The sequence below is a fragment of the Undibacterium sp. Di26W genome, from assembly GCF_049340265.1.
Taxonomy (GTDB): domain Bacteria; phylum Pseudomonadota; class Gammaproteobacteria; order Burkholderiales; family Burkholderiaceae_D; genus Undibacterium.
This window is the reverse complement of record NZ_JBMPOR010000014.1, coordinates 94,652-109,500: the sequence shown is the minus strand read 5'-3', so window position 1 is coordinate 109,500 and position 14,849 is coordinate 94,652. Positions and strand designations below refer to the sequence as shown.

The following is a 14,849-nucleotide window of genomic DNA, read 5'->3' as shown; positions in this document are numbered from 1 at the left end:
TTTATGCTGTCGAAATTTTTTGTATAACTAGTATCAAATACCATTTATCTATGTTCCGACTACATAGTCAGAAAAGTTAATCGTGCTTAGCTCATCAGCGGTCTGGTCTTATGAAAGGTCACCGGGCTATACGGTACCGATGATGGCGGCGGTGCCTGCAGGATATGTTTTTTCATCGCGCCTATGATGTGCATTTCGCAGGGCTTGCAGTCGAATTTCAGCGTGTATTTTTCTTCGCCTGTGACCAGGGTCATGGGTTCGGCTTTTACCTGGCCTTGCACGCCTTGCACTCCCTTGGCTTGTTTGGGGCAGAGGTTGAAGGAAAAGCGCAGGCAGTGCTTGGTGATCATCAGCGATACTTCGCCCGCTTCTTCGTGGGATTCGTAGGCGGCGGCGATCAGTTGTACGGCGTGTCTTTCATAAAAGCTGCGGGCCTTGTGGTTGTACACATTGGCGAGGTAGCTGAGTGTGGTTTCCGGATACGCCACTGGTGGCTCGACTGCTGGCGTACGTTGCGGACGCCGCCATGCGGCCAGGCGGGCTAGCTCGTGCGCGGCAACGGCATCGCGGCGCAGGGCGTTGATGACGGAAGATGGCACGAACCATGGCTGCTGCAAATCAAGGTTGACCTGGACGGCTTCAAACATGGTGTTGCCGAGCTTGGCGAGGTTGTCGCGCAGGCCTGCTTCTGCCTTGTCGCGATTTTGCGCTGGTTCCAGCGCCAGTTGGGTGCTGACCGCAGATGTTACGCCGTCTTCATCCGTGATCTTCAGACGCAGGCCGTCTGCCTGTTCGCTGAGAGTCAGCCAGACCGGGATGCGGCGCTCGGCGGATTTTTTGGTCAGCGCATGTTCCCAGCGATGGTCACGGTTGCGGTTGACCAGGGTGCCTACTTTAAGACCTGTCAGCTCAGCCATTTTTTCATTCGGGAAGACGCGCCAGATTTCACCGTTGTCTGATGCGCCTACGCGCTCTACGGTGTTGGCTTGTATGCCAGCGACGTCGCGTTTGACCATGTAGTTGAGGCCATCGCCATTCGACATGGGTTCATTGGCTTCAATCTCAAAGAAATTGGCTGCCAGGCGGGTCACATAACCGAGGTGCAGGCCGACATATTTGGGTGAATCGAAAGCGCCTATGTCTTCAAGGCGGCCATTGGCAAAATAATCGGTATGGCCACGATGAAAGTTCTTATCCACATTGGGTGTAAATGCCACCTGGCTATGGCCACTGGAAGCACGGCTAAATTCTGGCCTGCGCTCTAAAATTTCATCCAGCAGCAAGCGGTAATGGGCGGTGATATTTTTGACATAGCCCATGTCCTTGTAGCGGCCTTCTATCTTCAATGACTGTACACCGGCATCGAGCAAGGCTTCAAGATTGCGGCTCTGGTCATTGTCTTTCATTGACAGCAGATGTTTTTCATAGGCGACTACCCGGCCCTCACCATCGCTCAATGTATAAGGCAGGCGACAGGCTTGCGAGCAATCGCCACGGTTAGCGCTGCGGCCATTGTCAGCATGCGAGATATAGCATTGGCCAGAGAAGGCCACGCACAGTGCACCGTGGACAAAATATTCCAGCGGTGTGGCGACTTCTGCCTTGATGGCCTGTATCTGTTTGATCGTCAGTTCACGCGCCAGCACCAATTGCGAAAAACCGACATCGCCAAGAAATTTGGCTTTTTCCACACCACGGATATCGCACTGGGTACTGGCATGCAGCTGGATGGGCGGGATATCCAGTTCCAAAATGCCCATGTCTTGCACGATCAGGGCATCGACGCCGGCATCGTACAGTTGATGTATCTGCTTGCGTGCCGGTTCCAGTTCTGAATCATGTAGGATGGTGTTCATAGTCACGAAGATGCGCGCATGGTAGCGGTGTGCAAATGCCACCAGGGCAGCAATCTCGCTGACTTCATTACTGGCATTGTGACGTGCGCCAAACGAAGGACCGCCGATATACACGGCATCTGCGCCATGCAAGATCGCTTCACGGCCAATTTCTACAGTTTTGGCAGGCGATAAAAGTTCAGTCTGGTTGGCAAGCAAGGTCATGGTGTACACCGGTGACATGGGAAGGCCGAAATTATAACGAAATCAAGGGCTTATGTCTTATTTGTATTCGCTATCAAGACATAAAACGATGCCATTTGATGAAAGTCTGGCCGATTCATTTACGGATAGTAAGTTTCAGGCAACATTTGCCGTAGCTGGCGGCTTTTGTTCATTGATTCATCCCACAGTGTAGCCAAGTCTGCACAGATAACCAGAAGATATGCCGTACTGACAAAATTTCATTGATAAAAGAAACATGCAGACGTTTCCAGGGTCTTGCCTGCTCTACAATGCCTGCTATACCGACTTGAGCCAAATACACGCACCTATGCGCCTATCTTACGCCCGCCCGCTGTTACCAAAGTCTTTGATCTTACTTGGCTTACTTGGCTCTTTACTGCCAGCACTGGCAAGTGCCGAGGGCAATCTGCCACCGGCGGTGGAAGCCGTGTTCAACCAGACCGGGGTGCCGCAACAGGCCATGAGTGCGATAGTGATACCTGCCAGTGGTGGCCAGCCGGTGCTGGCACATCTGTCGGAAAGGCCGATGAATCCTGCATCGACCATGAAGTTGCTGACGACCCTGATTGCGCTGGAAGAACTGGGGCCGACCTTTCGCTGGAAAACCCAGATACTGATCGATAAGACAGTCAAGAAGGATAGCTATACCGGTACCCTGTACCTGCGTGGCGGTGGCGACCCCAACCTGAATCTGGAAAAACTGGGCAGCATGCTGCGTGCCTTGCGTCAGCAGGGCTTTCGTAAAATCCGTGGCGATATCATTATCGACCGCAGCTACCTGCAACCAGAACGCCCGGATGTCGGTGCCCCACCTTTTGATGAATATCCGGATGCGTATTACAACGTGATACCGGATGCCATGCTGGTCAACAATAATTTGATAAGCCTGAGTATTGATGCCGGCACCGACAAAATTGGTGTGCGCCTGGGCACACCGCTGGATAAACTGAAAGTCACCAGCCACCTGCATTTCAATGAACTGCCCTGCTCCACCTGGGAAAAAGAATGGCTACCGCCCGTGATCGACTATGCGACCACACCGGCCGGCATGACCGAAGTGACGCTGAACGGTGGTTTCCCGCGTCGCTGCAAGATCAATAGCAGCATCAATGTGCTTGACCGCAATCACTACATCACGCATGTACTGCGGGCCTTGTGGCAAGAGATGGGTGGCAGTTGGCAAGGTGAAGTACATGACGGCAAAGTGCCGGCCAATGCTGTCGTAGTGGTAGAACGCACATCGGAAACGCTGGCAGACATTATCCGCATCATCAACAAGCAGTCTGACAATACCATGGCACGCATGTTGTTCATGACACTGGGCAGTGAATCAACCAACAAGCCCGTCGACAATAGCCTTGAAGCCGCGAATATCCGCGTAAGGCAATGGCTGGGCAAACAGAATATCAATGATGCTGGCCTGGTGCTGGAAAACGGTTCCGGTCTGTCACGCATAGAGCGCATCAGCCCGCAGCAAATGGCTGCTATTTTGCAAGTGGGTGCACGCAGCAACTGGAATGCAGAATTTTCCAGCAGCATGCCGGTGGCCTCGCTTGATGGCACCATGCGCCGCCGCCTGAAAGGCAGCCCGGCAGAATTACGTGCGCGCATCAAGACCGGTACGTTGAAAGATGTGGTTGCCATCGCTGGTTATGTCAGGGATATCAATGATCAGCAATGGATCGTCGTGGCCACCATCAATCATGAAGACAGCATCAAAGCCAAGCCTGCACTGGATGAATTGATTAGCTGGGTTGCTGCTGGCAGGCGCTGAAATGTAGTAATTGCGACCCGAACAGGCTGGCACTTATTTTTTCTGTTTTGGTTTGTCAGGAACGATCACATATTTTTGTTGCTCAGCATTGAAGCGAAACAGCTTCTTGCCTTTTTGCGCGCTGACCTGCAATTCATAGCTTGATGTGCGTTCACCGTCATTGTCCACGGTGTGGGCAATTTCCTGATAACGGTAGTGTTTATCCGCAAAATTAAGTGTGATGTCACCCGGCGTATTACCACCCATGGCGATGTCCCATTTGGCGAGATAATCGTAACAATGCGGCGGTTCTGCCTCAGTTTCACGCAAACGCAGGCGTATGTGCTTGCCCTTGGTATGGGCGCTGCTGGCATTACCGGTATTTCGTATGATGTTCACGCATTCCGGCCCGCTTTCTTCATGTACAGTCAAGTCCGGTTCACTCCCCTTTTCCAACAAGGGCACAAGGTTGTCGGCATCAAGACGAAACAACAGCAAACGGGTACGTGCTAACCCCTGCTTCAGTGGGCTGTGTTCCAGCGCCAGCGCGAACTGACCGGGGAACAATTCAACGATGCGGGTATTGCCTATGGCAGAATCGCGACCGGCACTATCCAGCCATTCAATCACATCCTGCCGGCTGACCAGTGACCAGGCTTCGCCACGGCGACGAAACCAGTAAGCCGCCAGCAGCGTTGGCATACCGGCGTCCAATGCATCGCCCTTGACCAGCAAGACGGCACTGTCTTCATTCAATCGCTGTACCTGCAAGGCATCCATGCGCAGACCAGTCTGTGAATCAGCGGGAACAGACACGGGAAATTCTGCCTTCAACTGCGGTGGCCTGACGATGGCATTTTGCTCGCCATCCCAACCCTTAAACACCAGGCGCATCAAATCCCGCCGTTCCAGCGTCTGCACGGATTCTGTCCGCCCACATGCCGCCAACACAAGCAGGCACAGCAGCGAACCCAGGGATTTGATGAAGGACAGACGAAATTGCACGAGGGAAATTTTCTTGATGGAGTAACAGAGATTTTAACTGATCGCTGTTGGTCCCCATGGTTTTGCTCATGGATATTCGTGCAGCTCACATTCAATTCTGCAACAGCTTTGAAGCGATTACTCCGTTTTTTCAACAGGGCAAGTGTTCAAGGGATGTGCCGCCGTTGCCAAAAAACCCGATCCGGCCAGCGTTGTTCCTGTTGATACCAGACCTTGAGATGGTTCAGGTAGGCATTCTGAATGGAGGCCAGCTCGGCCACATAGGCGGCTTGTGCCACGTCGTCATAATTCGACACTGCTTCTGCTGCAGCCAGCCCGGTATAGAGTGCATTGAACATACCCTGCGAGGATAGTGGGTCAAAACTCAGTGCGGCATCACCGACTGCCAGCCAGTTTGGCCCGGCGACCGTATCAAGTATGGCGCTATGGGCAACACAATAGCCGTGATGGCTGCCAGGCGTAAAACTGCTTTCCTGCAAATGTGCAGATAACTGGGTATTGCTGGCAGCACGTTGCAGTAAGCCTGCTTGCTGGCTGCATGCTGTTGCTTCAGGCAAATCGGCATCGGTATAAAAAGCAATTATACGTCCGCCACCCGGCAAGGATGAGGTGTACCACCAGCCGCCAGCTTCGGCGATGATCAGACTGCTGGCTGCTGCATTGTGGTTCTGGCTGTGGCCATGGTCCTGTCCGACTGTCCAGCTACACACCAGTTTGTCCAGGGCTTTGCGGGCGATACCCTGGCGTTTGGCCAGCAGGGATTTTCTGCCACTGGCGTCGATCAGCATTTTTGCGTGTACCTGCAAGGGCTTGCCCTGCACATCAAGTTGTATATCCCAATGTCTGGGATAGTCCTGGGCTGGCTGGAAAGACTGTAGCCTGGTCTGCTTCAATAAGCCGGCACCGCGCTGTTGCGCCACGTCTTGCAGCCAGGTATCAAAACGATGCCGGTCCAGATACCAGCCATGACCGTCGAGATTGCGCATGGCATCCTGCTCAACCAGACTGGCATCACCCCAACTGCTGACATGCAAGTGAGCGGGCTGGTGTGGTTCTTGCAAAAAATCTTCATACAAGCCCATGTCAGCCAGCAATCTGCCCGCTGCTGCGGGCAGGGATTCGCCTATGCGCAGGCTTGCCTGCGGCTGCGCTTCTATCATCAGCACTTTTTGAAACGGTGCCAGGTTCAACGCAAAAGCAGAGCCTGCCGGCCCCGCCCCTGCCACGAGAACATCCACGTACAACTTGCGCATGCTGGTGGTTTCTATAAGCGATTCATATTAACAATGGATATTAACGATACCTATTAACGATGCAGCCCGCGCGGGAAGCGTCGTACTTTTTCTATCGTCATCAAATCCAAAGAATCGGCATTCACCACTTCAGCCGCACCTACCCTGGCATGCTGGCCATCATGATGTGCCTCATGTTGGGCATTCGGCGCTGGCATGTTGGCTATTGGTATATGCTGGTCTTCTACTTCAAACTCTGCCGGGAAGTGGGTATCATCCGTCGGGCCGGGATGCACTTCCACCACGCCCAGATGATCAAAATGGTGAATCATGTTGTTGATCTGGTCGGTGTAGCTGGTACTACCCAAAGGGTTGATCCAGGAAGCGCGGTTGGCAAATGCCGCCAGCCTTTCACCCAGCGGCTTTTTATCATCCATGACGACGGCATAGTTTTGCTTGGTCATGACCTGATTCGGCACACGTGCTGGCCAGAAACTGGGTACATAGGGGTCGTAGGATTTGTCATAGCCAGAGCGGCAGCTTGCAGTATCGGTTTGCCATGGCACCGCCATCCAGCGCGTAATACCACCTGCCTGCTGGCCATACAAGGGGCCATTCGGTATGGTGACGCCATCGCTGGTCAGCACTTCACCCAGGCCAGGGGCAATCCAGCCATCCAGTGCATGGGCGAAGCGGAAAGGGGCCATATACATGGTGCTGGCACGTACCGGCCAGGTCATTTCGCAACCGGGGTGGAAGGCATCGGCCAGACAAAAATCCAGCGCAGCTTGCGTCAGGGTATCGCCCTGCTGTTCCAGCGGCACCTGGTCTATGCTGCTTGCATGCTTGCGTTCCGGGTCATAATCTTCCACAAAATTACCTTCGGCCCATTCCATCAGCATGGCCAACTGTGTCGCCGTCAATGAGGCATTTTGCCTGGGTGTCTGCGCAGCCGGTATGGCCATGGCATCGCCATACAACCAGGGCCAGGGCTTGGGTGACCATGAATCAACTTTATAATTACGGAATTGATTGGCGATAGTACGGCGCAATTCCACATAGGCGGTGTTATTGCTGGCCAGGCGCGACAAGGCATCGGCACTGGTCAGATCAATTGCCCCTTTCCAGCCAAAACCGGCAAAGAAACCGGCATTCACCCATTGCAGGCCATTCAGGCGTTCAAACAGGGGCAAGATATCGAAGGTGAAACTGGGGCGCCTGGGTCTGGGTAAGGTGCCAGCCGTAATGGCGACATCGCGCATCAAATCCCACATGGTGCGCACGGATTTTCTTTGTGGCGCATAGTTGGGTGGTGCGACGACCACCCAGGCCGGTTCCACCATCAGTTCCAGCCCTTCATAAACGACCTTGGCATTGATGGGGCCGTCTGAGGTGTCATCATACCAGCCTTCATTGTTGGCAAAGGTGATGGCGCGGCTATTGTCATAAGAAGCAGACACGCCATGCCCACCCAGCACGATAAGGTGCCCTTGCTCATCGGTGAAAGCCTCACCCAGGTACACAGGCTTGCCCATGAACTTGCCGTCATCAAAGCGCTGGGCTTTGGCTTTTTTACCGCTGACTTTTCTTTGCTTGGGCGTGATCGATAGCATGTCCCGGTCTGAGACGACGGCATTACGCAAGGTGGTCGGTGGTGCTGACGCCGCTTCGGGAATATCCAGCGCCAGTTGGAAGCCGTACCAGGCTGATTTGGTGTTGGCCAGTTGCACCTGCCATTCTATCTTGGCATTGTCGGCATTCAGTTCCTTGACGATATTCCCCTTGGCGTTGACACCATACACGCGGAACCTGGCACCCTGACGTTTGAGTTTTTTGTGGGCATCGCGGTAATAGCCTGGTGCTTCCGGTTTGGGGTAAGGCACTTCCGGCCCCAGAAGCCATTCTTTCTCACTGGTGCCGACACGTGCCACGCCTATGGCCGGATAAATCACGGCCTTGACGATGCAGGTGTCTTTGACGGGTTTTTCTGCTTCAGCTTTTGCTACCCCTGCTGCATGAAAGGGACAGCCCGCAGGTGCCGGGCGCGGCGCACGCGGGTCTTGCAGGCCCTGGCCATTCGCTTCATGCCTGGCATCAGCGCCAGCGGCATACACGATCTTGCGGGCTTCAGCGATGGAACCTGCCGGTGCCTGCGCTGGCGGTACGCGCCAGATATTGAAGGCCAGACCCTGGCCATAGTCAGACTGGCCGCGCACGCTGATGTCTTGTTGCGGCAAGATCAAAGTTGCTACATGGACGAAGGGGCTTTCTGTTTCTGGCCATTCCACCGTTGCCTCATCCAGTGGCATGGTCTTAGGATTGGTCCTTAATTGCACCATGAAGCGGAACTGGTATTCACGCCTGGCCAGGCGGTTACACATGTCCACGGCCAGATAATCCCTTTCATTATTCGGCACGTTTTCTGGCGGTGTCACTGGTTCCAGGCGATATTTGACATAGTTCTTTTCGCCGGCATGAAAAGGCAGGATGGCCCAGTATGTCGTGGTCAATGTGCTGCCTTCGACCTTTTCCATCTGGTCGAGTATTTTTGCCGTCTTGGGATGTTTTTTCAGATAGCCGGGATAATCCTGCGCGACCACGCCTGCATAGGTAAATTCCACCATCTCCTTGGCATTATCGACAAAGAAGACCGGGAAGTTTTGCATGATGAAGTCGGCGGTATCACCGTCGTCACCCAGTGCCTTGGGCCCAGGTACACCAAACAGTTTGATACCTATACCCAAAGTGGAATACAGGTCGGGTGAAGTCGGTGTGGTGTCGCTGGAAAACCTGACCCAGGCATCCAGGCTGTCATGACTGAAGACGCCCACTTTGAGTTTGGCCGGGATATTCTTTTCCATCACCAGCCTGGCGCTGGCCACCCCATGCAATTTGCGGAAGACTGCCCGTTCGGCGGGACGTTGACCCAGTTTGATGCGGCCTTCCTGGGCGATGCCGACAAACATCTCGGTCAAACGTTCGGGTGCCTGGTTGGCCTGGTCAAAACAGGGTGGTATCGGGTCGGTGTCTTTGCTCATACTATCTCCCTTTGATTATTCTTGGACTGACAAATTGCATAGGCAAGGATTTGCCGTGCCCGGCCAAAAGGCGGAAGCAGGCAAATATGAAAATTCAGGAATGCAGAATGATTATTTGACAATATTAAACTTTAGTCAAGTTTAATATTGTCAAATTGCGCTGAGAAACGTCTAATGAAGTTGACGGTAGTCGCGAATGGCGTTGCGCTGTTCCCTGAGATCAACCTGGTACAAGCCAAACAAACCTTTACGCACTTTGACGATCACTACGTCATCAACAGTCTTGCTGCACCAGTAGGCTCTGGCGAGATTGGTGTATTCAATGACGGGCAGGCTTTTGTCTTCAGGCACCAAGGCACTGCAGGGTATGTTCCTGTGATAGTGGGCTTCCAGCATGGGGCCGCCCAGCGCCTGGTTAATGCGTATGCCTCCGACATAACTGGTGGCGGCAAACATTGCCCCACCCAGGACGGCCAGGCCTAAAATAATACGCACAGGCACAACGGGGTCACGTCCGGCCTGGTACAAACCAAAAGCCAGCAACAGACTGGCAAAGACGCCTGCCAGCACATGCGGCATGCCATAGTCCGGGTTAATGAAAACCCAGGATTCATTTTGCAGCATAAAGTCCACAAAACTATAGGTAAGCAACAGCGCCATGCCTATCAGGGCGGTCTTGGTGGCAGGATGCTTCGTCAAATCAAACATTGCCGCATCCAGTTTACTGTCCGTGGGGAAGCTGTCGAACACACCGTGTTCGCGGAATAAGCGTATCAGCACATGTTCGGCATCGTTGTCTGCTGCAGGCACAGCATCGGCATTTTGCAACTGCCAGTCTTTAATGCGTATGCCCCATGGCAGCCACTGCTTATGCGAGCGCAGTTGCAACACGCCAAACCGTGGAATGAAAGATACATTCTTCAGATCAACCCAGCGCATTTCTCTTTCATAGAAAGTCAGATGGGCCAGCAAAGAGGTGGAAGTTTGTTCCAGACGTAAGCCATCAGCATTAACGATGAGTCTGGCGGAACGGTAAGACCATTGCATCACCAATTGCACCAGCACAAACGCCATACCAAAAACCAGGCTCACCCACCGGTCTACATTGCGGAGCGAAAACAGACCCTTCAACTTTTCCAGACTCAGCACGCTCAGCATGTTCAAATGCATGAACCAGAAAAAGGTTCCCACCACACTGATGGCCAGCGCCAGATAAGCCAGCTTTTCTATCATGAGCAGCTGGCGTTTTATCCGTGTAAACACATAACTTGTACGCATATCCTGCATAAGGCCTTTCCATCTGCGCGGCAGTAGTCGAAGTAGTCGATATTGCAATCAATGTGCATGATGTCATGAAAAACCTTGCGCTACAATTTTTCCTTCTGGTAGCGTGCACGCAGCAACTGCATCATTGCCACATTCAGTTCCCATGCATCTGAAACCATCTGATTGGTATAAGGCAAGGTCTGGGTGTAGGGCGAAGGACCGAATTCTGGCGTCAGTGTAATTTGCTTTTTGCCGGACGCACGCTGCTGGTTGATGATGGCATCCCACCACGACAAATGCTGTTGCAGCGCTGCCGCATGTTCAGGCGCACGGAAATCATTCACCTGTGGCCCCTGGCTGTGGCCGACACGCGCATGGATATGCTGTACATGCGGGTATACCTTTTGCAGTATATGGGCTTGATCTTCCAGTAGCGATTCGCAGGCGCAGCACCAGTGTGACAGATCGGCATTCAATGCCAGTTGCGGACGCTGTTCCAGGTAAGGCAACAAGAGCATGGGGTGGCCGCTGAAGCGGCTGCGATGAATTTCATGCACGATGGCGATGCCGGTTTCGGCAGCAATGGCATCGGCCAGATCCAGCAGTTCTGAATTTTGCGCGTGGCTGTAAAAGTCTTTGCCGGTATGGGTATTCACAAACAAGGGCTTGGCGGCACAGGCATTGCGCAACAAGTCTGCCAGCGCCTGTCTGTGGGCAACGAAGTCACTATGGAATACGGTTTCCCACTGCTGGGCGATCAAGTGCAAGCCGGCATCAGCGATGGCCCGCGTCCAGGCATCTCGTTCATTGGTATCCAGTGGTAGGGACATTTCCACGCCATCAAAACCGGCTTCCTGCACACGGGCGATAAAGCTGTCACGGCTCAGGTGGGCGCTGCCCCAGTGTGGCGCAAAAATCAATATGCTCATTACTGGCCTTTCAGACAAAGCCACGCACAGGGAAACTGGCGTCACGCTGTATCCAGTTGAGTGGTGAATAATGCGTACTGCCATCAGTCACGTGCAGGGTATACGCATGGCGCGAAATCGGCGAGCGATTGGGTGCACTGTAATGCGGCAACAGACCATGGAAGCACACCAGGCTACCGGCTTTCACTTCCAGCGGAATGGCCGTACTGTCGTCGGGCCAGGGCATGGCATCGAGTTTTTCTACGCGTACCTGATCACCTTCACGCACAAAGCGTTCACGCATGGGGCTGCGATGCCCGCCTGGTTCAGCCCACATGCAGCCGTTTTCCAGCGTGGCATCTTCGAGCGCAAACCAGAAAGTAGTGACACTGACCGGATCGGTTTCAAAGTATGTCGCATCCTGATGCCAGCGTACTTCCCCGCCTATCCCAGGCTGTTTGAAGATGTACATGGATTGCCATATCTGTGGCTGCTGCAAGCCCAGTTGCTCTGCCACTTTGGCTAAGGCCGGGCCGCGAGAAAAAGCGCTGAATACCGGATCATGGTCATGCATGGCATGGCCTATCTTGTTGATGGACAGGGCTTTGGCCTGGCGCAGCTTGCCTTGTTCATCAAAGGCTTCTTCTTCAAAGAAACAACTGATGTTATTGGCCGAATTCAGGAAATAATGATCAATCTTCTTTTCCTGTTCTTTGGTCGTGAAGATGGACCGGGATGATGCAGGATCAAAATCATCCACAATTTTGGCGGCGCGTTCACGCAGGGCAGCGATGTCGGCCTTGTTTTTAAAATCTGGCACGACGATATAACCGTCCTGATGAAACTGCTTGATCTGTTCGGCATTCAGCATGGTAACTCCTGTGGGTGTATGGCTGGATTGGGTGCTGCAGACTGACCGGTATTGACGCAGCACCTTGACATGTATCAAGTGTAGCGAATATCGCTTGTCTCTTACAACATCAACAATGGTTGACAGATTGTCTCCAATATATAGACAATCACTGCATGGACCAATTAAAAGCAATGGAAATCTTTGTCGAGGTGGCGCGCCAGCGCAGCTTCAGTGCGGCTGGACGCCATCTGGGCATCAGCCGCGCCATGGTCAGCAAGCACATCATGCAGCTGGAAGCAGAGCTGTGCGCACGCCTGCTGCACCGCTCCACCCGTGAAGTCAGCCTGACCGAACTGGGCCAGGCCTATCTGGAGCCATGCAGCGCCAGCGTCGAACAGGCGCGCCAGGCACGTCTGGTGATCAGCCAGGCCGGTCATGAACTGGCGGGTGGCCTGCGCATACAGGCACCCAGCAGTTTTGGCAGTGAATGGCTGGCCGATGCCCTGGCCCGCTTTGCCTTGTTGCACCCCAGGCTGCAGCCCACCTTGCATGTAGATGACAATTTGCTGGACCCGTTCAAGCACGGCTTTGACCTGAGCATCCGGGTCGGCGGCATACCGGACAGCCGTGGCCTGCATATGCGCCGGCTGGCACCTTGCCGTGGCATTCTGTGCGCCAGCCCGGCTTATCTGGCAGACCATGGCATGCCAGCGCATCCAGAACAATTGCTGCAACACCGTTGCCTGCATTTCAGCCACCTTACCCAGGGCAATACCTGGCATTTTGAACAGGCAGGCCAGCATCTGGCCATCGACATCACGCCGGGCTTTTCGTCCAATAATGGCAAGGTTTTACATCAGGCTGCGCTGCGTGGCCTGGGCATCGTCTACGACACGACCTTCCTGTCATGGCGTGATTTGCTGGAAGGTCGTCTGGTCCCCGTGTTGGCAGACTGGGCATTACCGCTGAACGACTTTACCGCCCTGTATCCGGCTACCCACAAAGTGGCACCGAAAGTCAGGGCCCTGATCGATTTTTTGGTGGAAGAATACCAGCCGGTACCGGAATGGGATAAGGAGCTGATAGACGCCGGGCTGATCTGAGAACCTTTGTTTACGATCTTACTGCGCGTGCGCAATCGGAGTCCACGCGGGGCTCATGCGCTGCTCAAAATGCTCATGTACTAGAGTACATTCCGCTTTTTGTGCTGCTCTTCACTCCCGCTGACGCTCGCTCGCTACAGATCGTAAACAGGTTCTGAATCAGGTGACATCCTGCGCCAGCCTGCCCAGCGTTTTCATCCCCTGTTCCATCTCGCGCCCCCAGGGGCGACCTATATTCAGGCGCAGGAAATTCGCATATTTACCCGAGCCGGAAAACAGGCTGCCCGGGGTAAACGCAATACCGACGCCGACTGCCTGGCGTAACAGCACCAGGGTATCAATATGATCAGGCAATTCCAGCCACAACCACCATCCGCCTGCGGGGCTGATAACCTGCGTCCCGGTCGGAAAATAGCGATGTATCGCCGCCGTCGCCAGCGGTATGGTTGCCGCCAGTCGTTCACGCAATTTGCGCAAATGTGAGGGCAAGGCACCCGACTGTATGAATTCTGCCAGTACCGCCTGTTCAAACAGCGGTGTGATGAGGGAGGTACTGAGTTTCAGCGAATTGATGCGGGACTGGTAACGTCCTCCAGCGATCCAGCCGATGCGGAAAGCCGGTGCCAGGCTCTTGCTGCATGAACCGCAATAGATCACTCTGCCCTGCTTGTCCCAGGCTTTGATGGCTTGTGGCCTATGCTGCAAATGCGACAGGTCACCAAATACATCATCTTCTATCAAAGCCAGGTCGTGCTGTTCTATCAGTCGCAGCAGGCGCTTCTTGTTTTTTTCGGACATGCTGCAACCGAGCGGGTTCTGGAAGCTGGGCATGGCCACCACAGCGCGCACGCCGGTCTGGTGTTCCAGTGCATATTCCAGGGCTTCCAGGCTGATACCCTGGCCAGGAACACAGGGTATTTCTATCGCCTTGATGCCAAGGTTTTCCAGCATTTGCAGCAAGCCAAAATATACCGGCGATTCAACAATCACGGCATCGCCCGCCTGCGCCACTGCCCGCAGGGCCACGCTCAGGGCTTCGGTACTGCCATTGGTGATCAACAGGTCTGGCGCTTCCAGGTCAACGCCAGCAATTTTCAGCCATTGTATCAATGCTGTTTTCAATGCGGGCAAGCCGGTGCCGCCTGGGTATACGCCGATGAGCATGGGGTCTTGCCTGAGCAGGCGCTGGGCGATTTTTGACAAGGCGTCGCAGGGATACCATTCAGGCGCGGCACTGGCCAGATGCAAGCCCAGTTGCAGGGGTTGCGCCGTCAGCGAATACAGTTCTGTCATTCGGTGCTGCAGCGACACCAGTTTGTCATATTCAACCGCTGGCGGTGCCTGTTTTGCCTTTGACGTGACTGTCCTGGCCTGGTCCCCGGCACGTATTTTCCAGTCGGCCACATACATGCCAGACTTGTTGCGCGCCTCTACCAGCCCCTGGGTTTCAAGATAGCGATAACAGCGTATCACGGTGGAAACGCTAAGCTGCTTCAAGCTGGCAAATTCACGTACTGAAGGCAAACGTTCACCCACCTGATAGCGGCCAGCCCGGATATCGCTGCCTAAAGCCTGGGCAAGTTGCATATAACTGTGCTGCATAACAGATA

Annotated in this window: 10 protein-coding genes; 2 read left to right on the top strand and 8 right to left on the bottom strand. The window is 54.0% G+C overall.

Annotated elements, in window-relative coordinates:
• Positions 1–86: 86 nt before the first annotated feature.
• Positions 87–2,060, bottom strand: a complete 1,974-nt coding sequence (locus ACO0LM_RS17035; protein ID WP_423038440.1) for a peptidase U32 family protein — start codon at positions 2,058–2,060, stop codon at positions 87–89.
• A gap of 256 nt (positions 2,061–2,316) precedes the next feature.
• Here ACO0LM_RS17035 and dacB point away from each other — a divergent pair, with 256 nt between their 5' ends.
• Positions 2,317–3,855 carry a D-alanyl-D-alanine carboxypeptidase/D-alanyl-D-alanine endopeptidase gene (gene dacB, locus ACO0LM_RS17030; RefSeq protein WP_423038439.1) on the top strand — a complete coding sequence of 513 codons (1,539 nt, stop codon included), beginning with the start codon at positions 2,317–2,319 and terminating at the stop codon, positions 3,853–3,855.
• A gap of 33 nt (positions 3,856–3,888) precedes the next feature.
• Here dacB and ACO0LM_RS17025 read toward each other — a convergent pair whose 3' ends face one another.
• The 6 genes from ACO0LM_RS17025 to ACO0LM_RS17000 form a co-directional block, all read right to left on the bottom strand.
• Positions 3,889–4,839 carry a hypothetical protein gene (locus ACO0LM_RS17025; protein WP_423038438.1) on the bottom strand — a complete coding sequence of 317 codons (951 nt, stop codon included), beginning with the start codon at positions 4,837–4,839 and terminating at the stop codon, positions 3,889–3,891.
• Between the two features lie 146 nt (positions 4,840–4,985).
• On the bottom strand, positions 4,986–6,092 hold the full coding sequence (locus tag ACO0LM_RS17020) for a tryptophan 7-halogenase (protein ID WP_423038437.1): 1,107 nt from the start codon (positions 6,090–6,092) through the stop codon (positions 4,986–4,988).
• 53 nt (positions 6,093–6,145) lie between these two features.
• Positions 6,146–9,109: a LodA/GoxA family CTQ-dependent oxidase gene (locus tag ACO0LM_RS17015; protein ID WP_423038436.1), complete on the bottom strand. Its 2,964-nt coding sequence runs from the start codon at positions 9,107–9,109 to the stop codon at positions 6,146–6,148.
• A 171-nt stretch (positions 9,110–9,280) separates the two neighbouring features.
• Complete coding sequence (locus ACO0LM_RS17010; RefSeq protein WP_423038435.1) at positions 9,281–10,396, bottom strand: hypothetical protein; 1,116 nt, start codon at positions 10,394–10,396, stop codon at positions 9,281–9,283.
• A gap of 80 nt (positions 10,397–10,476) precedes the next feature.
• A complete protein-coding gene (locus ACO0LM_RS17005; RefSeq protein WP_423038434.1) occupies positions 10,477–11,304 on the bottom strand; it encodes a sugar phosphate isomerase/epimerase family protein in 828 nt (275 codons plus the stop codon).
• A gap of 10 nt (positions 11,305–11,314) precedes the next feature.
• On the bottom strand, positions 11,315–12,154 hold the full coding sequence (locus ACO0LM_RS17000) for a phytanoyl-CoA dioxygenase family protein (protein WP_423038433.1): 840 nt from the start codon (positions 12,152–12,154) through the stop codon (positions 11,315–11,317).
• 155 nt (positions 12,155–12,309) lie between these two features.
• Here ACO0LM_RS17000 and ACO0LM_RS16995 point away from each other — a divergent pair, with 155 nt between their 5' ends.
• Complete coding sequence (locus ACO0LM_RS16995) at positions 12,310–13,239, top strand: LysR substrate-binding domain-containing protein (protein ID WP_423038432.1); 930 nt, start codon at positions 12,310–12,312, stop codon at positions 13,237–13,239.
• A 159-nt stretch (positions 13,240–13,398) separates the two neighbouring features.
• Here ACO0LM_RS16995 and ACO0LM_RS16990 read toward each other — a convergent pair whose 3' ends face one another.
• A complete protein-coding gene (locus ACO0LM_RS16990; RefSeq protein WP_423038431.1) occupies positions 13,399–14,841 on the bottom strand; it encodes a PLP-dependent aminotransferase family protein in 1,443 nt (480 codons plus the stop codon).
• Positions 14,842–14,849 lie beyond the last annotated feature (8 nt).